Genomic DNA, 18,479 nt, shown 5'->3' with positions numbered 1-18,479 from the left:
TTATTCTCCTTTTTAGTTATAAATTTCTTTTACAAATTTGCTGTCCTTAAGCCTTGCTAAAATTATACAAGCAATGATTGTTCCACCTGCTGTTGATGCAAAAAATGGAAGGATATAGGTGTAAAAGGCTATATCTGCGGCAGATTTGCCCATAAGTAAGACTGCAACAGGATAGGCTGCTAGACCGCCTAAGATAGATGTGCCAAAGATTTCTCCACATGCAGTCAAGGTTAGGTTTTTGGTTTTTTTGTAGACTATTCCACAAAGAAGGGCACCAAACATAGAACCTGGAAATGCCATTAGGCTGCCAAGGCCTGCCATATTTCTAATTAATGAGGCCACAAAGGCTATCACTATTCCATAAAAAGGACCTAGGGTTACTGCTGCAAACATATTTACTATATGTTGGGCTGGTGCACACCTGGAAAAAAAGACAGGAAATGAAAATGTAGATCCTACTACTGCGAGCGCTACTAAAAAAGACGCTAGAACTAATTTCTTAAGTTTTGTATTATTCATAAATACTCCTTTAAAATATACTCACAGAAAAGCAAATAAAAAAAACTAACCGCAAGGTTAGCACATTAAAAAAAGACTCCTTACGCCGGCATTATCCGTATCAAGTAAAGGGTCGAAGTCAAAACTTCCTCTCAGCTATAAGCTCCCCTGTTAAGTCTATTTTATGGTAAATAAAAGATGGTGTCAAATAATTATTAATTCGAAAAAAATTTAAGTCTTAAATTTATTAATAATTAGCCTTTCAGAACCTAAATCCGCCTGTTCCTTAAATTCAAATGCATTAATTCCCAATTATTACACACATTGCACACACGCAAAAAAAGAAGCACTGGAATCAATGCTTCTTTTTAATATTTGGTGCGGGATAAAGGGACATTACCTTCCTTATATATAGGCATCTTTGCATAGCATAAAATAATAGCACACGAAAAGCAACAAAAAACATTAACCGTTGGTAACTGGTTGGTAACAATTTTAAAGAGGGGCATCACCCCTCCTTTTTTTTTGCATTAGGATTTTCATCCCAAAAAATATCTATCAGCTCTTTCAGGTCTTCCTCATCTGCCCAGTGCCTAACAAAAGTTCTTGCATTAGACCTATACCTTATATATCTTTTCCTATCAGGATTTTTTTCCTCCCACTTTCTGCTAGCCTTGACCTGTGCATCACTTGTTTTGTTTTCCATCCTCTTCCTCCTCTATCTTTACCTTATATTTTGCCTGCTCGTTAAATTCCTTTAAAATAGGCTCAAAATATTTCTTTTCTGCATCTAATCTCGCCTTTTTTGCATCTTCCAAGGTGCTATAAGTACCTAAATATATCTGTTCGCCTTTAAAATTGATTATAGCACTATAATTGCCAGATGGTTTTCTGCTAACCCCTTTTACTCCAGTAATGCTTCTTGGCTTATAATTCAAGTTAGTAACTCTAGTACCCTTATATAGATAAGTATTAAGCGTGTCTTTCCCCTTATCCTCTCGGTAACACCCACACGATACCACATTTGCAGTATCTCCTATAACTGTACTCATCAAAGGAGATGTAAAATTACCACAATCACACTTACACTTTAAATAATAAGCTCTCCTACCCTCCCTAGTCTCGGCAAAGACATCAAGGATTGTCAGCTTTCCAACCCTTTTACCTATCAACTCTTTTTTTAGCTTATCAATTCGCTTCTCAGCTCTAATTGTACGACCATCTTTTAATTTAGATCTCTCTGCTCTTGCCTTATCTCTCGCTATTCTAGCCTCATCCAAAGTATCAAAACTACCAATATATACTGTTTTCTTTTTTATTACCAATGATACTTTGTACTTGTCACCTCTTTTTACGATGTTAGTATCAACTGTTTTCTCGACTTGCCTTTTCCTTGCCATCATCTACTCCTAAACTTAAAGCCCCAATCAGGGGCTTAGCTATGATTAATAATATTTTTTATCAACTAAAGCGTTAGTTATATGTGACCACTTAAGAGCCTTGCCATCTTCGATTGCATCTATATATTGACTATCAAAAGCTTCATTGATTGTATCAAGTACATCTTTAATATTTTCTATACTATAGACTTCTTCAGTAATCTCCTCCAAAAGCTCTTCATCTTCTACCCAATCAAATTTTCCTTTTAAATTTTCGTTCCAATTATTAATTATTTCTTTTTCGTTCTTGCCTTGTGCATATATAATATCGTTGATTAAATCTATTATTTGTAACATCTTATACCTCTTTCTTGACACTTTTTCTTTTTTGTAATATAATCAAACTATAGATATCCGCATTAGCGGAGGTGACCCTACTTTTTAAAAAGTTAAGGGGAAAAATTTTATACCCGCATTAGCGGGGCGACTAAGCTCTCTATATGAGAGCTTTTTTATACCAATTTTCCCTACATTGCTTTAATAAAAAGCAACCCATAATCTTTTATGCTCTACAACATACTCTTCTTCGCCATCTTCGTTTTCTTTAATATATCTTTCTCTGCCTATCTTTATAGGATTGTGGCGATAAAACTCATTGAGTGCGTGAACCCAATATTCCATAATAACTTCTTCGTTAGGGTCTTCTAACCACTCACTTCTTTCGTATATTTGAGTATAAACTGTATCATCATCTTCACCACAATTATCATCTTTAAAACAATATTCGCCATCCTCATTGATTTCAAGCCTTACTACTTCATGTTCAGGTTGTCCATCGTAATCAACCTCTCTAAACATATCTAGCAAATCTTGACCACTAACCTTTGCATCAACATCTATATAAATATCTCTTGTCATTTTTTATCTCCTTTAAAATTTTTATGTATTTTTCATAAGCCCCTTAATCGGAGCTATTATTAAAATTCTTTATTTTCTAAAAGTGCTGCATAAGCTTCATCAAATTGATCTATATAAATATCGATTGACTCTCTAGCAAATTCATCTACGCCCTTGTCTATAGCTTTATTTTCAGCGTTGAATAAAAATTCTTTGTAATCATCTGCAAAGTCGCTATAAAAATCTTCAATTTCGTCATAGCAATCTAAATCGTCTTTGTGTTCTTCCTCAAATTTTTTTCTTAATTCTTTTATATCTTCTTCGCTTGCGTAATCTTCTAGCTCATCATAAGTATAGGCATCACCTAGTCTTGAGTCGCCACCATCTGCTTTCCAATCAAGTATAGCTACCTTTCTACCATAGTAAGTATCAGCTAAGCTTCTATAGTTGCAAGATGGCATTGCGTCTATATCGCCAGTTACAGTATCAATATATATTGTGTAATCAATATTAGCTGTTGCTTGCAAATTTAAAAATAAATCTTCTAGACCTTTGTCATATTGTTCGCCTTTTACTGTGTAATCTTTTCTATCTTCATAAGCTTTTAATTGTTTTTCCATTTTGATCTCCTTTAATTTTTTTATTTTTTGTATCTCTTATCTTAATCTTATTATAACACGGGTGTTATATATTGTCAAGACTTTTTTTTAAAAATTTACGACTAATATCTCATAAAACAAACATATCTAAAAAAATCAATAAACATAAAAAATAAACATTGAAATTTCAACAAAGCTTCATATTTTACGTTTTAAGCCCCTCAAATTATCAAGGCATATAAATACCCTCTGAAAAGATTAACTAAAGACCTACATATACAAGAATTTAAAAAAAACACAAAAAAAGACCCGCCCCAGTACAGGCGGGTTTTAGTGTAAAATCTCGGAATACCTCGTTTCTATATATTTTTGTACTGTAGCCAGTCGGCATAAACTTTTTTACTTACTTACTTCTTTTTCTTAGCCTCGTGGACTCTTCTATGGACTGCGTCGTCTATATACTCATCAAAAATTTCCTCTGATCCAAGATACTCTTTTAAAAGCTCCTTGCTTTTAGCATCCAAATCTTTTTTGATTTTCTCCTTGGCATCCTTCAAGACTTTTTCCTTTGCTTTCTCGTCAAACTCCAAAGTCTCGCTTTCTTTTAAAGGCTCGACCATAGTTTGATTAAGGCTAGCAACTATAGTCTCCGCCAAATCCAGCACTTGGTCATAGACATACTTCTTAGTTTGATTTTCTTCCTTTTCCACTTTAACCCTAGTCAACTTTATCTGCTCTCTTACAAAGCTTAAAACCGCTATCATGCAAGCAATCCCAATTAAAATCATAAAACTATCTTTCATCTTTTATCCTTTCTACTTAATCCTAATCTTCTGACCCTTATAAATTAAATTAGGGTTTTTAATTTGTGGATTAAGCTTAATCACACTATCAAGGCTTACACCATGAGCCTTGGCAATCGCCCCGAGGCTATCCCCAGCCTTTACAACATAGTAAACAGGACGGTTTCTTAGTTGCCTATTGACTTCATTCTGGACATCCCTATAAGAGTAACCTGCCCTCTGGAGTCTGGCCTGCCTATCAGCACCAACACCCCACTTGCCGTCAATCACTTCTTTTGCTAAATCCTGCAAGCTTTTTTGTGGTTTAGCCTTTTCAGTATCAGCACCTACCCACCTGAAAAAGCGGACAGGCACCTTTGAACTATCCAAATAGTAAGAATAGCCCTCGCTCTCGTTATTAGTGGTTACCGTGCCATTGCCATAATTACAGTGGATAATCTCCCCTTTTCTGGTAAATAATCCAGTATGACCATAAGCACCACCAGACCCACCTTCACGACCCTTAACAAAAATATCTCCCCTTCGTACTTCACTATAAGGTATCTCTTTTAGATATTTTCCTTGACGGGCTAGCTTAAAAAGGTCTTCAGTGCTGCCATTATACATAGACTCAGGAATAAATCCTCCGACCTTGCCACACTTAAAGGTAAAGCTAGAGCAATCATCAGTAGATGACTGATAGGAAGCCTCTTTTCCAATCCTACCTCCGCCCATAACATACCTAGGCTTATGCCAGCGACTCTCCGCATACTTCATCATCTTTTCAATACTTCCCATATATACCTCCTTGTGCATATAGGTGTGCAAATCAAACACTTGCAATTTCAACATTTAATCAAGGTCTTGTGACTATCCTTGTGAAGATAATCCAAAACCTTGTGCATCAAAAAAGAGACTAGACTTAGCTAATCCCTAATCCTTTTTTAAATTTCTCACTTCTTTCTTGATTTCCTCCGCCATCTCCTTAGTCGCAAGCTCTTTTGTAGTCTCTTGCAAGGTCTCAAGCTTGGCATCAATCTTTTCTATCCTAGACCCCAAGTCATCAAAGTGACTTTCCGCCACACTATCATGATTTTTGAGTTTATCCTCAAAATTATCTAACCTGACGGTGTTAGTTGCTATAATGTTTGCTAATTTTTCAGATATTTTTGTTGACTCCTCCATCCACTTGGTCTGACTTTGTCTATACTCTTTCCTGTCAGAGATAGAGACCCAGAGATATATCCCAGCTATAACAATCAAGACTCCTAGGTCTGATATACTTCTAATAATATTAATCACAATTTAATCACTCCCCATAAAAAAGAAAAGGGGCTATAAAGCCCCTAGATCCTTACTCTTCTACTGCTAGATCACCAGCTCCCATATCCTCAAGTTGCTTTTTAACTAAAGCTTTAAGCTTAGGATTTTTAACATCTGAGAATTTTCTAGTACCATTAACTATGCAAACTGCATAACAAAAAGCTATCCCTATCATAAATTCACCCCCTTTCTCTCTTAAACTTTTAAGTATATAAAAAGCAGTACCAACTGATACTGCCATACTTAACCTATTCAATTTTGAGTACTTCTTTGATTTTTGTAATCTCATCATAAATTTCAGCGATCCCCATCGAAAGCATTTGCTCACTCTGACTCTGCTTTTCTATCCCCTCAATCTGTGCCTCAGCAAAATAAGAGGTTGTATCACTCATCTTTTTTTCCACATTTTTAATCTCTTTTGCCACATCCTCCACCTTTGGTAAAGGCTCATGCTTTTTATGTTTAACGCCCATTAGTCGTAAAATCCTCCTATACTTGATACACTTAAGACCTCGGTTGCAGTCTTTTTATCAGCTGTAACCCTGATATTAACTGCCCATTTAGTCGCAGTCTTTGATTTATTGCTAAAGAAAATCTTATCACCACCAAGGACCTGAGTTGTACAATCCTGCCAAACGGGCTTAGAATCCAAGGCATTATTGGTGATTTCAACCTTGATACTAGCTCCGCTTGGTATGGTTGCCCCCATGGATAAAATCGCCCTTTCTGGCATCTTATCTATCCCTTGGAGTCCCGCCTTAGCACACTCAAAGTCAAGTTTTCTTACATCCTTCTCAAAGCTAATCTCTTTAACATCCTTACCTTGCTCGGAGTCGACAACCTCAATTTTTAAGATATGCTTACCATTCAAGACCTTTTGCCAGTCGCTAGCTGATAACTTAGAGTTATAAGAAGTCCCTACCTTGGCATCAAAAGTCTTTAAAACTTTTCCATCAAGGCTTTCGGTCACAGTCCATGTTTGCCCAGAGTCTCCGTCCTTGATTTTATAAGACACATTAAAGGAAGTAGTAAGCTTACCTAAATCACTTGAAGCAGTCTCGATAACTGGGATTTCATTATCAATCACAGGGATTTCTCCACTTTCAAGGCTTTCAGAAGCATCACCGTTAGCATCTATAGCGGTAACTTTATAGACCACCAGCCTATGCCCTTTATCCTTGATTACATCTTTAAATTTAGTTAAAGCCCCTTTGTAGACCTCAACAAAAGTCCCCCTATCCAAAGCCCTCTCAAGCTTATAGGAAATTGCATCTCCCTCTGGGTCAGTAGACTCAGACCATGTAATCTCGGTTTCTAATTTTGAGATGACTTTATCAGAGGCTTTAAGATTAGCAGGTTTAGTAGGTGGTTCATTCCACTCTATAGTGTATGCTCCGTCCGAATCTGTATCGTTAGATACCATTATTCTTGATTTTAGATTGCAAAGCGGGCGAACGCCATAGCCGCTATAGTACGCAAAGTACCAGTTCAAGTTACCGTTGATACTGACACAGCGGACGTATTCCGAATAGGACGTATAAGGGGTTCTAAGAAACCAAATACGAGGTTTAGAAGAGTTTGATTCGCCAATTTTAGTAGCTGCTTCCTGGGTTAGATATGCTTTTCTGCTTGAATCTCCGTCAAATATAGGAAATTTGCTGCCTTCTGCGATTCCGTTTTCGTTAGCTAGGCCAACTTCTGTACTAGAAGCTAAAAACATTTTGCTAACTACGTTTTCGCTTCCGCCGCCATCTAGGCTGTGCCTAACGGTTTTTAAGCTAGTTTCTAACATACCTTCTTTGAAGTTCACTGAAAAGTTATATAAAAATCCTGGTTCACTGTCGTATGGGTTATGATTGCCCCAAACATTGTCTCTTGATGGCGGAGCGTCCGCTCCGTGTTGAGCTGTGTACCAAGAGTTTTTGTCGCTATTTAGCCATTGGAGCAAATTTGAATATTTATAATAATTATTTCCGCTGCTTCTTCTATCGCCATCGCTATTCTTTGCTTCTTTAGCATCAAAGGCTTTTAGCGAAATTATTTTATCAGTAATTAAAGTTACAGAATTTGCAGGATACCCCTCATGGTTTTTATCCGCAATCTTCCAGATAATGGGTTTCCCATAATACTTGGTATCTTCATCCTTAACCAAGGCCCCAACAGGCAAATCTCTTAATCTTTTCACCATTATATTTCCACCCTCTTTCTATCAGTATTATAGACTCCAGATGATAGCTTAATCCCCTCAAGGTCAGCAAAATCAATGCTTATTTCATTCTCCCTTATATCAGTTAGTAGGAGTTGCCTCATCTTATCAAGGTCAGCCTTTAAGTCAGCACTTTCCACAGTCAAGGCTTCAATATCTTTTTGATTTTTATCAGCCTTGCCTGTCCCTAAATTCCATTTAGCCTTATCCTCAATGGTCACGTGGATATCAGCATTTTCTATATGCTTTAAAGTTAGCCTACTAGCTTCCGTCCACTGGTTTTTTTGCTCTTTGGTGGTGTGAATATCCTTATCCTTGATATGAAAATCAAGCAAGCCACCATGAGCCTTAGGGTCTGAATTATGCCTGTCAAGGTCCTTTTCTGTCAAAAGAGCCACAGACGGGTCAATCTGGATTATGACATTTTCCGCATTTGATATGTTAAGGATGACCCTTATGGTCAAATCCTTAGTAGTCCCATCAATTGCTATAGGTTTATAGGTCTCTGGATGCTTACCAACGATTAAAAGATTACCAGCCTTATCCCTAATCCCAAACTCACGAATGGTAAAACCTCCAACATCGGATGGCACATAGGTATCAATAACAACTTCATTAAGATTTTTTTCTCCAACAGTCAAGGATGTAATCTTCCCTTTCCAAACTTCATTTTTGAGGGCTTGCTGGTCATCAGAAGGGTCATAAACACTACCACCCCCATCACCCAAAGCAAAATCCCCAAATTCAATTTTTCTATCCAAAGCCAAGGCATTAGCAATCTGAGCCTGCCCCACCTTGGTCACTAAACTATAAAATTTCTCACTCATAAATACTCCTAATTTTTAATCTCGATATGCTCATAAGTACCGCTATTTGTAGCCCTAACAGTAAAAGGCCTGTCAATTATAAGGTCATCAAGTGCAGGTTGGGATATTACTATATGCTCCCCAGAAATAGAGGCGGATGAAAACTTGACATCAGTTTTATATACCCTTCTAGTCTTATAGGCAACCCCCGCCGCTTTTACTCTAGAGATCAAAACATCTAAATCTTGATTAGTAAAGCCATCAAAATCAATTAAAAAGCTTGCAGGCTCTCTCATCTCCTTAAAGCCCTCTACAAGCCCCAGATACTCATCATCAATCAGGGTAGTCAAGACGTGGTTTATAGTAGGTATATCACCCATAGATAAGTTAGCTATTATCTTAGTTTGGATTAAAAGCCTGTATCTCTCATCATCTTCGCCTTGGCGATTTTGCCCGACATTTGCTCCAAGCAAATCCAAAGCTCGAGCGCTAGCCTTTTTCAAATCTCGGCTATCCTCGACACCTTCCAGAGCCTTCTCCATCTCATCAAAACCATATCCATAAAGGACATAGTATAACTTCTTATTATTAGGCTTCCTGAATCGCTCGGGTAGTCGGCTAAAAGCTTCCTCATACTTATACATAGGCTATCTCTATACTTTCTGGCTTGGTTCTTGCTATGGCCTTGCTATCAATGGTGATTGACTTTTCCTCAAGACTTTTCTTATCTTTTCCCATCGTAACCACCACATCATCAACACCACCAAGACACATCATCGACCCTATAACCTTTGATAGGATTACATCTTTACCTAATTTTAATCCGTTATAAGCTATACCGTCAGAATCCGTACCGCCGATATAATTTATAATTGCACGCTTGACCGCTTCATCTCCCTTATAGTCCTCACCCTTTTTTAGGCTTACCTTAATGTATATTTCCTCAGTCCTAGCCCTTGTAAAGCCTATCCTATGCTTATTTCCCTTGGTATCCTCGATGTTTTTCACAACCTCACCAAAAGCTTCTATACCAGCAGGCTTATTTTTGTATATGGTTTCAGCTATTTCATCATCAGTACCACCAAAAACATAACAAGCAACCGACTTAGGCGGGATGCCATCAATGGTTTCCATAGTCGTATTTTCTCTAATTTCCGCATCGACTACATCATCAATATCTAAAATCGCAGCAGTCAAGGCAGGCAAGGTAGACCCTCCGCCTCTAGAGTAGGATTTTTTATATCTCTCCCTAAATTCTTCATCAGTTTCTAGGTCAAGACCTCCCTCAATAGGGATTAAATTTTCAACACTCTCAATCCCGAAAGTAGGATTAATGATTTCAGTAACTTCACCAATATTAGCATTATATTTTTTGCCAGCTCCTATTGATCGTACAGCAACTTCAACCGACCCTGATTTTATATAAGCAATCTCGAGAGTTTCATACAAACGCCCATCAGGAGTACCGACCCTAAAGCCAGCAGGGATTAAGGTATCATCTCGACCAGTAAATTTTACAGTCCCTTTAGCCTTAACCGCAGGCCTTCTTGTAATTGTCAGATACTGACCGACCCCATCAAGGTTAGAACCTTCCGCATCGCCAACAAAAGCCGACTTATAGACCTTTTCAATCTCTTCCCATAGGATAGCCTCATCCCAAGCCGCATTTCTTATAAATTTCCCAAGAAAAGAGGTCTCCGATGTATCAACATTTACACCGAAAACCCTCTTTGCACGTGTGATACGTTCTTGCAGAGCCTCACTATATAATTTTCTCCTAAATCCGTACTTAGTGACTCCATATTTTCCGTCACTTATACGCATAATTTCCTTATCCAATATCGACCACCTCCTTTAAGTAGATGGCATTTTCTTCCTTATCAATAATTGTTATATCGATGTTAGCCGTCCTTAATCGACTATCTCGACTAACTTTTACCTCTCTAACTTCCTTAATCCTATCATCTTGCAGACAACACTCACGAATCGCAAGCTCAATCTCCTTATCCGTGATACCTTTTCCAGATATAGCCGAATAATCAAGCCCCAGACCAAGGTTAAGAAACCATTCATTTTTATTAACAGATAGGCGGTTTTCTATATTTTGTCTTAGTTCCTCCTGCCCTTTTACAAGCCTTAAGTCCCCATCGACAACAATATCTCCGCCTATCATCTCAAAAGTATGCTTATAACTCATATAATTCTATTATCCAGACTAACTGAATCCCCCTTGACTGCAATTTCCTTGCCCTTATAAGTCGCTAATCCTTTAAGGGTAATGGTAGGAGCTTCAATCTCTACACCCCCAGAATTGACTTTAATCGCCGTTTTACCGCCCTTATCTTGTATGACTAGACCATTTATATCCGCAGGGATTAAAGACTCCTTAAAAAGAGAAATACAGCCAATAGCGACACAGTCAGATAAGTCATGCCCCCTCTCGGTCTCAAGGCTATCTTCACCAAGTAAGATATTGTCCGTATCATAATCAATAAAAAGAAGCACTACTATATCATCAGGCTTTAAAGGGTAGTAAACTAGGTAATCTTTAGTGGATATAGTCGCTAAAGGGACATTAAGAATCATAGCTGAATCTTTGGTAGGAAAAGGCATAACATCGACCTTCATATTTTCAGGATAAAACTTAACTACCTTAGCTAATTTAGCTACATTTAAGCCCTTATTTATCCCTTCGCCTAACTCGTTGAAAAACTTATTAACATTTTCCATCTATGCCTCCTCCACCGTGATAACTGTCTCAAAATCCTTGGTATGCTTGCCCTTGATAACCCTAAATTTTCCATTTAAAACCTTACTCTTAATCATGATAAGAGAATCCGTCTCGATTTTAGGATTAAGTAAAGACCTAACTTCCCAAGTAATTTTTTCTTTTTTATCTCCAGTATTATCTCTATTGATAGTAGGACTACCAACCAGCCCAGACTCAGCACTTAAAACAAAGCCTGTTTCAAAGCCTTTTTCTTGGTCTCTGATTGTTATCCTATTTTTATTTACAAACATCTTAGAATCCGTATCTTTAACAAGCATTTTAAGTATATCAGAACAATAACCATTTATGGTCTTCCCTAATTTATAGACCTTGTCATTTTTAGGCTTAATTTCGACAATCTCATAGCCCATAATATTGACAATATCCCTCATGATAAGGCTCGCTTTGGTATTTTCCTTATAAGTCTTAGAAATCCAAGATTTTCTCCATGATTTTCCACCGTCTGTAACCTTGATTTTAATAAGCTTATCAAGACCCTGCCACGTGGTGGTAACTTCTTCTATATCTCCAGATAGGACATTTCCCTTATTTTCAAGAGCCTTATATCCCGCATTTACAAGACAATATCCATCTTTCTTAATCTGGTTTATAGAGTCATCAGAAAGATTGTAGATTGTAACCTCCGACACATCAGGCTCTTTGCCATCTGAAAAATTTATATCAAATCCAATAGTAAGTCCGTTTTCTCCTAGGCTCTCAAACTTCTTACCTCCAGCAAGTACTTCTATATCTCTAATCCAAAACATACAAAAACACATCCTCGTTCATATTTTCATAAGTTATACGATTAGCAAGACCTGTAGTATCAAAAGGCCTTATAGTCACCTTAGGCACTGGCAAATGTTTTAGATTATCAAAGAGATCTACACCGTAAACAATTTTTTCCCCAAGTACTACAAGCTCATGATTTTTATATAAATTTACAGTAAAAAAGTCCCCCACTACATTGTAGAAGACTTCAAATTGGAAGGTTTCGTTAGCAAGCACGACCTCAAAGCTATATGGAATTTTCTCTTTTTCAATATCAATGTATCTCATTTAGATCGCACCTGCTTTCTTCCCTCATTACTAGGCTTTTTAACCCTACTAGCTGTCTTTTTATCCTGCTTACCGCTCTTAGGATTTTTAACCGATACCTTAAAGGTTTCAGGGCTTGCAACCCTAACCTCTTGTATCCTAATATCAAAGTCATATCCCTTGGCATTCTTTGCTGTATGTTCAATCTGCAAGCTAGTAATTACTACATTTTCAAGAGTAGACTTGCCTATATAGGTTAATAGTTCCCCCTCTTTCTGATACTTCTTCAAAGCCTCAAGCTTGGCATCCGCATCCTCAACCATAACTCCAGATAAGGAAGCAGTCAAGGGCTTGGTTTTCATGTGGTCAGAAATATCCGCCCCTTTTTCTACCTCCTTAGATGTAACTTCCGCATCAAAATCAGTGCTTTCTCTAACAAGGGCATCAAGCTTGACATCCCCTAGTCTAATCAACATTTTCTGCATATTTACACCCTCTGTAGTCTCAAATCTCTGAATAAGCCTTCTACTACATTTTTAACCTCTATAGCCGTATCAGTAGGAGACGAATTGCCATAAACATTTATATTTACTGGAGGCAAATTATTATTAGTGTTATTAACAGTATTAGTGCTTGTATTAGTGGTTGAATTATTAGTCACCATCCTTGGCACTCTATCCTTATCACCGCCCATAGCCCTATACTCTTCACTAGCCTTGGCAGTAAGGACAATTTCACCCTTATGGAGATTAGCAAGGTAATTATCATAAGGTACAAAATTTAGACCAGTCGCATGAGATGCAGGTCTCGCTCCCTTAGCATTACCGCCAGATATAGCATTTTTAATCCCACCAACGACATTAGATACAATACTGATAACACCCTTTATAGGATTTTTTAAGAAGTTTTTAACCGCTTCCCATTTGGCACGCACTCTCTCCAAAGCTCCGTGAGCTAAATTTCCCATATTGGTAAAAGAAGCCCCAGCTTCTTCAACAATAGCCCTTAGCCAACCAAGACCGCCTCCTAGCTCGTCAGCCCTTGCCTTGATAGATTGAAAGTGTGTTATCAACCAAACTATAACACCGCCTATCGCTGCAAAAACCCATATAACAGGTCCTCCAGCAGTAACAATAAACATCAAGCCTTGTCCTAAAATACCAGCAGTACTTGCTAATAGCCCGACACCTTTTAAAAGAAATCCGCCTACTATAAAGACCTTGCCTAAAACTCCTAAAATAGTACCAAATATAGCAATTAAAGGCCCTGCTGCAACCAGCAATAATCCCCATTGCACTATGGTTGACTTAGTACCATCGTCAAGACCTTTAAACCAGTCAGAAAGCTCTCCAATCTTATCTCCTAAAATCTCAAGATAAGGCACAGCCTGACCGCCTAAATCAATTAAATTATTCTTAATCTTATTACTTACCCTAGCAAGCTTTTCTCCAGGTCCTAACATCTTTTCAAAGTTAGCATCAACAGTCCCGCCTGATTCATTCATTATTTTTTGCATTTCTGTGAATTTATCCAGACCGTTATTATTTAAAACATCAGCTGCAGTTTGTGCAGTGATATTTCCAAACATATCTTTTATTGATTGGCCATTTGCAGTTGCTGTTTTATTTAATATTTTCAAAACATCAGCAAGGTTTTTCCCGTCTTTTGTTAAGTCTTTAAAACTCTTACCTGTTTTTTGTCTTAATGCCTTATCAGCTTTTGTTCCTGAGCTAGATAATTCAGATAATAACCCTCTAATAGAAGTGGTTGTCTCAGCTACAGGCACACCGTTTGCTGTTAGTATTGAGAACGCAGCCCCTAATTGATCTAAAGCAACCCCACTAGCAGCAGCTACTGGTATTGTCCTACCTAAAGACTTACCCAGTTCATCGACCGTGATTTTACCTTTATTCTGAGTCATAACCATAATATCATGAATTTTACTCACATCATAAGCCTTATCACCATAAGCATTTAAAACACTTGTAGTTGCATCAATTACAGTTGCCATATCAGTAAATCCAGCCTTAGTTAATTTAACAGCCGATTCTGTAAATCCTGTAACCTTACTAGGGTCTACACCAGCCGATAAAGCTTCGTACATAGACTCAGCAACTTCTTTAGATGCAATACCCGACATATCAGATATTCTTCTAGTTTCTTCCCTGATTTTTTCAACAGGTAATACATCTCCACTTAAGGTAGACACCTTCCTAATCGAATTATCCAAATCAAGAAACATTTTAGTACCACCAGCAAGAGCCGCCATAAGTGGCAATGTAGCCTTAGAAAGTCCAGTCCCAAATTTCTTAACTTTACCGCCTAAAGCACTAATCTTGCCCCCTAAATCCTGTAAGCCCTTACCAGCTCCAGCCATAGAAAAAAGGGACTTCCTCGCCCCGTCGGTTTCTTTCTTAAAGCCTCTAGTAGACTTCTCAGCCCCCTTTATGGACTTGTCTATATCTTTAATATCCTTGGAGGCTTTGCTGGCATCCTTTGTCCTAATACCTATAATTAATTCTCTTGAATCAGCCATTCTTAGCCTTCCTCCTCGCTTCTTCCTCTAATCTCTCATACTCCTCGTCCTCCTCCTCACGAAGCAGGCTATAAGCATAAAAGACCTCTCTAAACTCATCATCAGTGAGTTTTTTTATATCATCATAGGACAAAATCCCGTCCCTTAAAAGAATCATAGCAGGTCTGTAATATGACTCATACAAACCCGCTACCTCATCCTCAAGGGCTTTTACTTGGACTTTCCCATAAAGTTATACTCTAGACACTCCATACATAAGTCAGTCAAATCTTCTAGATTTTCAAAATCATTTATAGACTTTTTAGGTGATATTACAAAGTTATCAAGGCAAGCCTCATACATCTTTATATCATCAATCCCTTCAGGCATATTTTTATTAAGCCAAGATTTTTTAATCTTTAAAGCCTCTAAAAGTGGGTATTTTTGAATAACATATTCTTCCCCACCTGCTTCTACTTTTTTATTATTAAACTTGCTTTCAGTCATCTAATCCTCCTATTTCCATTCAGGTATAAAAACTTCAAATTCAACGGCTTCTGCCTGTTTTTTAGTCACTTTATTAGGTCTTTTTATAATCCTACAATCATCACAGACAATATTTTCAGAATCGTCATTCATATCGATAATTGATAGTGGGAAAGACTCTTTATTTTTAGCCAATTCATAAATTCTTGGTAAACAAGGACTAGAAGTCATCAAAGCTATCTTAGCCTTTGCAGTCTTATCAGCATTTTCACTATAAGTAACATCCCCACCTATACCGACAGTAGTATAAACGTCATCTTCATTTTTTTCAGTCTCAACTTTGGTATCTTCAGCATGACCTGTAAGAAACATAGCCCCCAATGAAATTAAAACTTTATCAGGATCGTAAGTTCTAACCATTATTCATCCTCCTTATTCACTAAATCATAAGTCAAATATCCAGAAATTTGTCCGCTATGGATAGCCCCTTGGAGCATAGCAGTCCAGACTATATAGTCATACTTTCTCAAGGCTACATCATTACTTGGGACATCCTCTCTTTTTCTGTAATCCACCTTATATTGACCAGCCTCGATAATCTCCATATCCACCGCCTGATTAAGGACTTGCTCAGCCACAGATACCAGCATCCCGATACCTCGATTAGTATATGGAATCTTATCTTGAGTAATAGCCAGCCTTTGCATCCTCTCTTCCATCCTAAATCTTATCCAATACTCGCCTAGGACAATATCGATATATTCACCTGAAAGCATTTTCCCCTCAGTAGTTTGAAGTACTCCAAGCTTTTTAATATAGGTGAAAATATTTTTCTTTTCCAATTCTTTAAGGTCAGTCAGACCAATCTCTGCCTCATCAACCCCTTGAATTTGCTTAAATTTAGCAGTCTTACCACCTATCTTATAAGACATAACCACAGCTAGACCCTCAGCAAGATAAGCTTCAGGATTGTTATGGAAACCTACAAAAGTATTATCACCAACACCTTTAAGAGCCTTTGCTTGGTCTAAATCGTTAACTGTAACCGCATAAATTTTATTGTTTACTTGGCATTGATTAGATAAAGCCTCGATAGCCTCAACCGAATTATCAGTACAAACAACAAAAAAGAAGTCGCTATTGACTTCTAACACTCCTTTGAAAGCTTCCTCCGCACTTCCCTTTTTACCAAAAATAGCCACTTCCTGTGGTTGCGGTTTCTGCATAAAAAGTCTTTGTGCTATCTTATAAGCTTTTCCCTTGCCTAATTTCTCAATCCCTTCAGGGCTTAAGACTTCAAATTTTCTCTCTGTTTCAGTATCAAGGATTAAGATTGTTCCGAATCCTCTCTCAGATACCGCAACAGTTTTTCTAGTAATATTTACTGGAAAATCTAATATCATTTATTATTTCCTTTCTTAAATTCATATGTTTCTATAGTAGGTCTTATCCTCTCGATCTCATGCAAGAATCGTAATTCCACATCAAATCCATACCTATACTCATACCTATCACCCAATACGATAGTCCTATCCGTGATATCTTCGACCCTTACAACTACAATATTTTTAAGGGCTAACTCATCATTTCCGCCATGCTTAAAATAATCCCAAACTTGGTAGGTTTTATCCATACATTCAGCAATATCATCACTATAGCAAGAAAAACTAATCACCACTTGGGGCTGGAGTTCGACCTTTTCCCTATAATCGTGCTTAAATTGACTTTTAAGCGACTTAGGAAAGTCAGATGAGTAATTACCCTCCCCATTAGCATTAGTCTTAATAGACGTGATTTTATAGCTAATAAAGGGCTTGTTAGGACGCCTAAAGTTATTATCAGTATCAACTACCCTTAAACCAGTATAGGCATGTAGACCCCTTACAATTTCTTCTTTAAGTTTCCCAATCATCTTTATCTGCCCTTTCTAAAATATAGATAAACAAACCCTTATCATAATCAGAATAGTCAGCCTCAGCCATTATCCCATATCTTGCCTTGGTCTTATCAGCCTGCACATTGTAGATGTAGACCCCTTTTTCAAGTCTTTTATAGCAATAAAGCTTTCTATTATCCGATGAGTAAAAACCGCCCTTATCAAGCCTTAAGTCGTCCTTGGATAAAGGGACAATTGCAGCAGGTTTCAAGATAACCGCCTTTTTCTCCCCCTCGATATACTTTCCAGCTTGGTCTTGATCGTAATAGCCCTCGCTTTCTACAATTGCCACGACCTTCCCCTTGGAGTACTTATCTATCAAATTTTTAAAATTAAACATCAAGTCCTCCTTACTTCATAATCAATGGCATTTGCAAGCCTACCAGTATCAACAAGGGGATTAGATGACCCCTTAATCTTCATAGTTAATCCAGAATTAGCAGGGCTTTTTACCTCGTTGATTAGAAAATCCCTAATCATATCAGCCCCACCTTGGCCTATAATCTCATAAAAGGTTTTTGCCGATATATTCCCATCGACAACTGCCATAAGGATATCTTGATAATCAGCAAATTTTTCGTTGCACTTATCAAATCCCGACCTGATAAAAGACCTTTCAGGGATTTTTATAACCTTGGTACTTTTCTTTAAGTGGACATCAAAGTTATAAGCAAAAAAACCCCTCATCTTGTTAGTAACAGGAATATCACATCCATATTCATGGACATTGGCAATCATGATAAGTTTACTGTCATTTTTAGCAGTAATCCCGACTACAACATAATACTTTTCCAACTCTTCAAGATTTTTTATAACCTCATCTAGTCCTGAATTATCTATAAGGTCAATCTCTAACATAAGGCTTCTTCCTCTTGTCAGACACTAAAAAAGGCCTCCTATAAGGCTCTAACCATGCAAGGATATATAAAGGTATGCCCCCGCCATTTCCGCCTCCAGAAGAGCCTCCAATGTATGTTATAGACATATCAGATAACTTTTCAGATGATATATTAAAACTTTTAGGGTCAGTCTTGACCAACTCATCTAAAGCCATATTGACAGAGGCAGGGATTTTCCCATCTTCAAAAGTCACATTGCAATAATCCTCGACCCACTCCTTATAAAGCGGTCTTAATCTTGCAAATTCTTCTTCGATATTTTCGCTTGCCAAAGCTTCATCGACAAGTTCATTGTCAAGGTCTCTTTCAAATCTCATGTCAGGCGTCAACTTATCCATAGACACC

Annotated in this window: 29 protein-coding genes and 1 riboswitch; all 29 genes read right to left on the bottom strand. The window is 37.6% G+C overall.

The features are described 5' to 3' along the window. Positions 1–12 precede the first annotated feature (12 nt). Positions 13–519 carry an energy coupling factor transporter S component ThiW gene (thiW, locus tag AC1EJ5_RS02095; protein WP_479814261.1) on the bottom strand — a complete coding sequence of 169 codons (507 nt, stop codon included), beginning with the start codon at positions 517–519 and terminating at the stop codon, positions 13–15. 60 nt (positions 520–579) lie between these two features. Further along, a riboswitch (TPP riboswitch) is annotated at positions 580–678 on the bottom strand. A 328-nt stretch (positions 679–1,006) separates the two neighbouring features. Next, the gene (locus AC1EJ5_RS02090) at positions 1,007–1,204 is read right to left on the bottom strand and encodes a hypothetical protein (RefSeq protein WP_479814259.1); all 198 of its coding nucleotides are present in this window, start codon (positions 1,202–1,204) and stop codon (positions 1,007–1,009) included. Continuing rightward, positions 1,185–1,898, bottom strand: a complete 714-nt coding sequence (locus AC1EJ5_RS02085; RefSeq protein ID WP_479814257.1) for an AP2/ERF family transcription factor — start codon at positions 1,896–1,898, stop codon at positions 1,185–1,187. Before AC1EJ5_RS02085 ends, AC1EJ5_RS02090 begins: the two co-directional genes overlap by 20 nt. A 45-nt stretch (positions 1,899–1,943) precedes the next feature. Next, positions 1,944–2,234 carry a hypothetical protein gene (locus AC1EJ5_RS02080; RefSeq protein ID WP_479814255.1) on the bottom strand — a complete coding sequence of 97 codons (291 nt, stop codon included), beginning with the start codon at positions 2,232–2,234 and terminating at the stop codon, positions 1,944–1,946. Positions 2,235–2,414: 180 nt separating this feature from the next. Next, positions 2,415–2,795 carry a hypothetical protein gene (locus tag AC1EJ5_RS02075; RefSeq protein ID WP_479814253.1) on the bottom strand — a complete coding sequence of 127 codons (381 nt, stop codon included), beginning with the start codon at positions 2,793–2,795 and terminating at the stop codon, positions 2,415–2,417. A 59-nt stretch (positions 2,796–2,854) separates the two neighbouring features. Further along, positions 2,855–3,394, bottom strand: coding sequence for a hypothetical protein (locus AC1EJ5_RS02070; RefSeq protein WP_479814251.1), 540 nt, complete (start codon positions 3,392–3,394; stop codon positions 2,855–2,857). A gap of 386 nt (positions 3,395–3,780) precedes the next feature. Beyond that, positions 3,781–4,176, bottom strand: a complete 396-nt coding sequence (locus AC1EJ5_RS02065) for a hypothetical protein (RefSeq protein ID WP_479814249.1) — start codon at positions 4,174–4,176, stop codon at positions 3,781–3,783. Between the two features lie 12 nt (positions 4,177–4,188). Then, on the bottom strand, positions 4,189–4,953 hold the full coding sequence (locus AC1EJ5_RS02060; protein ID WP_479814247.1) for a peptidoglycan amidohydrolase family protein: 765 nt from the start codon (positions 4,951–4,953) through the stop codon (positions 4,189–4,191). Between the two features lie 135 nt (positions 4,954–5,088). Next, positions 5,089–5,457, bottom strand: a complete 369-nt coding sequence (locus AC1EJ5_RS02055; protein WP_479814245.1) for a hypothetical protein — start codon at positions 5,455–5,457, stop codon at positions 5,089–5,091. 52 nt (positions 5,458–5,509) lie between these two features. Beyond that, positions 5,510–5,653 carry a hypothetical protein gene (locus tag AC1EJ5_RS02050; RefSeq protein WP_479814243.1) on the bottom strand — a complete coding sequence of 48 codons (144 nt, stop codon included), beginning with the start codon at positions 5,651–5,653 and terminating at the stop codon, positions 5,510–5,512. A 73-nt stretch (positions 5,654–5,726) separates the two neighbouring features. Then, entirely contained in the window at positions 5,727–5,951 is a 225-nt protein-coding gene (locus tag AC1EJ5_RS02045; RefSeq protein WP_479814241.1) for a hypothetical protein, read from the bottom strand. After that, the gene (locus AC1EJ5_RS02040) at positions 5,951–7,666 is read right to left on the bottom strand and encodes a DUF6273 domain-containing protein (RefSeq protein WP_479814239.1); all 1,716 of its coding nucleotides are present in this window, start codon (positions 7,664–7,666) and stop codon (positions 5,951–5,953) included. Before AC1EJ5_RS02040 ends, AC1EJ5_RS02045 begins: the two co-directional genes overlap by 1 nt. Further along, complete coding sequence (locus AC1EJ5_RS02035; RefSeq protein ID WP_479814237.1) at positions 7,666–8,511, bottom strand: phage tail protein; 846 nt, start codon at positions 8,509–8,511, stop codon at positions 7,666–7,668. The genes AC1EJ5_RS02040 and AC1EJ5_RS02035 overlap by 1 nt, the downstream gene beginning before the upstream one ends. Positions 8,512–8,519: 8 nt before the next feature. Beyond that, positions 8,520–9,134: a hypothetical protein gene (locus tag AC1EJ5_RS02030; RefSeq protein ID WP_479814235.1), complete on the bottom strand. Its 615-nt coding sequence runs from the start codon at positions 9,132–9,134 to the stop codon at positions 8,520–8,522. Then, positions 9,127–10,329, bottom strand: coding sequence for a baseplate J/gp47 family protein (locus tag AC1EJ5_RS02025; protein WP_479814233.1), 1,203 nt, complete (start codon positions 10,327–10,329; stop codon positions 9,127–9,129). The genes AC1EJ5_RS02030 and AC1EJ5_RS02025 overlap by 8 nt, the downstream gene beginning before the upstream one ends. Then, positions 10,322–10,687, bottom strand: a complete 366-nt coding sequence (locus AC1EJ5_RS02020; RefSeq protein WP_479814231.1) for a contractile injection system sheath initiator — start codon at positions 10,685–10,687, stop codon at positions 10,322–10,324. The genes AC1EJ5_RS02025 and AC1EJ5_RS02020 overlap by 8 nt, the downstream gene beginning before the upstream one ends. Further along, complete coding sequence (locus AC1EJ5_RS02015; RefSeq protein ID WP_479814229.1) at positions 10,684–11,220, bottom strand: Gp138 family membrane-puncturing spike protein; 537 nt, start codon at positions 11,218–11,220, stop codon at positions 10,684–10,686. The genes AC1EJ5_RS02020 and AC1EJ5_RS02015 overlap by 4 nt, the downstream gene beginning before the upstream one ends. Continuing rightward, positions 11,221–12,027, bottom strand: coding sequence for a phage protein (locus tag AC1EJ5_RS02010; RefSeq protein WP_479814227.1), 807 nt, complete (start codon positions 12,025–12,027; stop codon positions 11,221–11,223). It abuts the gene before it with no gap. Further along, positions 12,014–12,319 (bottom strand): phage baseplate plug family protein, encoded by a 306-nt coding sequence (locus tag AC1EJ5_RS02005; RefSeq protein ID WP_479814225.1) that lies wholly within the window; start codon positions 12,317–12,319, stop codon positions 12,014–12,016. Before AC1EJ5_RS02005 ends, AC1EJ5_RS02010 begins: the two co-directional genes overlap by 14 nt. Then, the gene (locus AC1EJ5_RS02000) at positions 12,316–12,783 is read right to left on the bottom strand and encodes a phage baseplate protein (RefSeq protein ID WP_479814223.1); all 468 of its coding nucleotides are present in this window, start codon (positions 12,781–12,783) and stop codon (positions 12,316–12,318) included. The genes AC1EJ5_RS02005 and AC1EJ5_RS02000 overlap by 4 nt, the downstream gene beginning before the upstream one ends. A gap of 2 nt (positions 12,784–12,785) precedes the next feature. After that, entirely contained in the window at positions 12,786–14,834 is a 2,049-nt protein-coding gene (locus AC1EJ5_RS01995) for a phage tail tape measure protein (RefSeq protein WP_479814221.1), read from the bottom strand. Continuing rightward, the gene (locus AC1EJ5_RS01990; protein ID WP_479814219.1) at positions 14,827–15,018 is read right to left on the bottom strand and encodes a hypothetical protein; all 192 of its coding nucleotides are present in this window, start codon (positions 15,016–15,018) and stop codon (positions 14,827–14,829) included. The genes AC1EJ5_RS01995 and AC1EJ5_RS01990 overlap by 8 nt, the downstream gene beginning before the upstream one ends. Before the next feature lie 26 nt (positions 15,019–15,044). Further along, the gene (locus AC1EJ5_RS01985) at positions 15,045–15,320 is read right to left on the bottom strand and encodes a hypothetical protein (RefSeq protein WP_479814217.1); all 276 of its coding nucleotides are present in this window, start codon (positions 15,318–15,320) and stop codon (positions 15,045–15,047) included. Between the two features lie 9 nt (positions 15,321–15,329). Further along, complete coding sequence (locus tag AC1EJ5_RS01980; RefSeq protein ID WP_479814215.1) at positions 15,330–15,719, bottom strand: phage structural protein; 390 nt, start codon at positions 15,717–15,719, stop codon at positions 15,330–15,332. Further along, positions 15,719–16,702, bottom strand: coding sequence for a DUF3383 family protein (locus AC1EJ5_RS01975; RefSeq protein ID WP_479814213.1), 984 nt, complete (start codon positions 16,700–16,702; stop codon positions 15,719–15,721). Before AC1EJ5_RS01975 ends, AC1EJ5_RS01980 begins: the two co-directional genes overlap by 1 nt. Further along, entirely contained in the window at positions 16,699–17,211 is a 513-nt protein-coding gene (locus tag AC1EJ5_RS01970; RefSeq protein WP_479814211.1) for a phage neck terminator protein, read from the bottom strand. Before AC1EJ5_RS01970 ends, AC1EJ5_RS01975 begins: the two co-directional genes overlap by 4 nt. Beyond that, entirely contained in the window at positions 17,195–17,575 is a 381-nt protein-coding gene (locus AC1EJ5_RS01965) for a hypothetical protein (protein ID WP_479814209.1), read from the bottom strand. The genes AC1EJ5_RS01970 and AC1EJ5_RS01965 overlap by 17 nt, the downstream gene beginning before the upstream one ends. Continuing rightward, positions 17,575–18,093, bottom strand: a complete 519-nt coding sequence (locus AC1EJ5_RS01960; protein WP_479814207.1) for a hypothetical protein — start codon at positions 18,091–18,093, stop codon at positions 17,575–17,577. The genes AC1EJ5_RS01965 and AC1EJ5_RS01960 overlap by 1 nt, the downstream gene beginning before the upstream one ends. Then, positions 18,080–18,472: a head-tail connector protein gene (locus tag AC1EJ5_RS01955; protein WP_479814205.1), complete on the bottom strand. Its 393-nt coding sequence runs from the start codon at positions 18,470–18,472 to the stop codon at positions 18,080–18,082. The genes AC1EJ5_RS01960 and AC1EJ5_RS01955 overlap by 14 nt, the downstream gene beginning before the upstream one ends. Between the last annotated feature and the right edge of the window lie 7 nt (positions 18,473–18,479).

Source organism: Anaerococcus sp. C0059F3, from assembly GCF_056590475.1.
The sequence above is the reverse complement of the archived record's forward strand: the minus strand, read 5'-3'. Positions and strand labels throughout refer to the sequence as shown.

What these genes read in the sequence shown, in the direction of transcription:
- thiW (WP_479814261.1), bottom strand. Translation starts at nt 519, where the DNA reads ATGAATAATACAAAACTTAAGAAATTAGTTCTAGCGTCTTTTTTAGTA.
- AC1EJ5_RS02090 (WP_479814259.1), bottom strand. Translation starts at nt 1,204, where the DNA reads ATGGAAAACAAAACAAGTGATGCACAGGTCAAGGCTAGCAGAAAGTGG.
- AC1EJ5_RS02085 (WP_479814257.1), bottom strand. Translation starts at nt 1,898, where the DNA reads ATGGCAAGGAAAAGGCAAGTCGAGAAAACAGTTGATACTAACATCGTA.
- AC1EJ5_RS02080 (WP_479814255.1), bottom strand. Translation starts at nt 2,234, where the DNA reads ATGTTACAAATAATAGATTTAATCAACGATATTATATATGCACAAGGC.
- AC1EJ5_RS02075 (WP_479814253.1), bottom strand. Translation starts at nt 2,795, where the DNA reads ATGACAAGAGATATTTATATAGATGTTGATGCAAAGGTTAGTGGTCAA.
- AC1EJ5_RS02070 (WP_479814251.1), bottom strand. Translation starts at nt 3,394, where the DNA reads ATGGAAAAACAATTAAAAGCTTATGAAGATAGAAAAGATTACACAGTA.
- AC1EJ5_RS02065 (WP_479814249.1), bottom strand. Translation starts at nt 4,176, where the DNA reads ATGAAAGATAGTTTTATGATTTTAATTGGGATTGCTTGCATGATAGCG.
- AC1EJ5_RS02060 (WP_479814247.1), bottom strand. Translation starts at nt 4,953, where the DNA reads ATGGGAAGTATTGAAAAGATGATGAAGTATGCGGAGAGTCGCTGGCAT.
- AC1EJ5_RS02050 (WP_479814243.1), bottom strand. Translation starts at nt 5,653, where the DNA reads ATGATAGGGATAGCTTTTTGTTATGCAGTTTGCATAGTTAATGGTACT.
- AC1EJ5_RS02045 (WP_479814241.1), bottom strand. Translation starts at nt 5,951, where the DNA reads ATGGGCGTTAAACATAAAAAGCATGAGCCTTTACCAAAGGTGGAGGAT.
- AC1EJ5_RS02040 (WP_479814239.1), bottom strand. Translation starts at nt 7,666, where the DNA reads ATGGTGAAAAGATTAAGAGATTTGCCTGTTGGGGCCTTGGTTAAGGAT.
- AC1EJ5_RS02035 (WP_479814237.1), bottom strand. Translation starts at nt 8,511, where the DNA reads ATGAGTGAGAAATTTTATAGTTTAGTGACCAAGGTGGGGCAGGCTCAG.
- AC1EJ5_RS02030 (WP_479814235.1), bottom strand. Translation starts at nt 9,134, where the DNA reads ATGTATAAGTATGAGGAAGCTTTTAGCCGACTACCCGAGCGATTCAGG.
- AC1EJ5_RS02020 (WP_479814231.1), bottom strand. Translation starts at nt 10,687, where the DNA reads ATGAGTTATAAGCATACTTTTGAGATGATAGGCGGAGATATTGTTGTC.
- AC1EJ5_RS02015 (WP_479814229.1), bottom strand. Translation starts at nt 11,220, where the DNA reads ATGGAAAATGTTAATAAGTTTTTCAACGAGTTAGGCGAAGGGATAAAT.
- AC1EJ5_RS02010 (WP_479814227.1), bottom strand. Translation starts at nt 12,027, where the DNA reads ATGTTTTGGATTAGAGATATAGAAGTACTTGCTGGAGGTAAGAAGTTT.
- AC1EJ5_RS02005 (WP_479814225.1), bottom strand. Translation starts at nt 12,319, where the DNA reads ATGAGATACATTGATATTGAAAAAGAGAAAATTCCATATAGCTTTGAG.
- AC1EJ5_RS02000 (WP_479814223.1), bottom strand. Translation starts at nt 12,783, where the DNA reads ATGCAGAAAATGTTGATTAGACTAGGGGATGTCAAGCTTGATGCCCTT.
- AC1EJ5_RS01995 (WP_479814221.1), bottom strand. Translation starts at nt 14,834, where the DNA reads ATGGCTGATTCAAGAGAATTAATTATAGGTATTAGGACAAAGGATGCC.
- AC1EJ5_RS01985 (WP_479814217.1), bottom strand. Translation starts at nt 15,320, where the DNA reads ATGACTGAAAGCAAGTTTAATAATAAAAAAGTAGAAGCAGGTGGGGAA.
- AC1EJ5_RS01980 (WP_479814215.1), bottom strand. Translation starts at nt 15,719, where the DNA reads ATGGTTAGAACTTACGATCCTGATAAAGTTTTAATTTCATTGGGGGCT.
- AC1EJ5_RS01975 (WP_479814213.1), bottom strand. Translation starts at nt 16,702, where the DNA reads ATGATATTAGATTTTCCAGTAAATATTACTAGAAAAACTGTTGCGGTA.
- AC1EJ5_RS01970 (WP_479814211.1), bottom strand. Translation starts at nt 17,211, where the DNA reads ATGATTGGGAAACTTAAAGAAGAAATTGTAAGGGGTCTACATGCCTAT.
- AC1EJ5_RS01965 (WP_479814209.1), bottom strand. Translation starts at nt 17,575, where the DNA reads ATGTTTAATTTTAAAAATTTGATAGATAAGTACTCCAAGGGGAAGGTC.
- AC1EJ5_RS01960 (WP_479814207.1), bottom strand. Translation starts at nt 18,093, where the DNA reads ATGTTAGAGATTGACCTTATAGATAATTCAGGACTAGATGAGGTTATA.
- AC1EJ5_RS01955 (WP_479814205.1), bottom strand. Translation starts at nt 18,472, where the DNA reads ATGGATAAGTTGACGCCTGACATGAGATTTGAAAGAGACCTTGACAAT.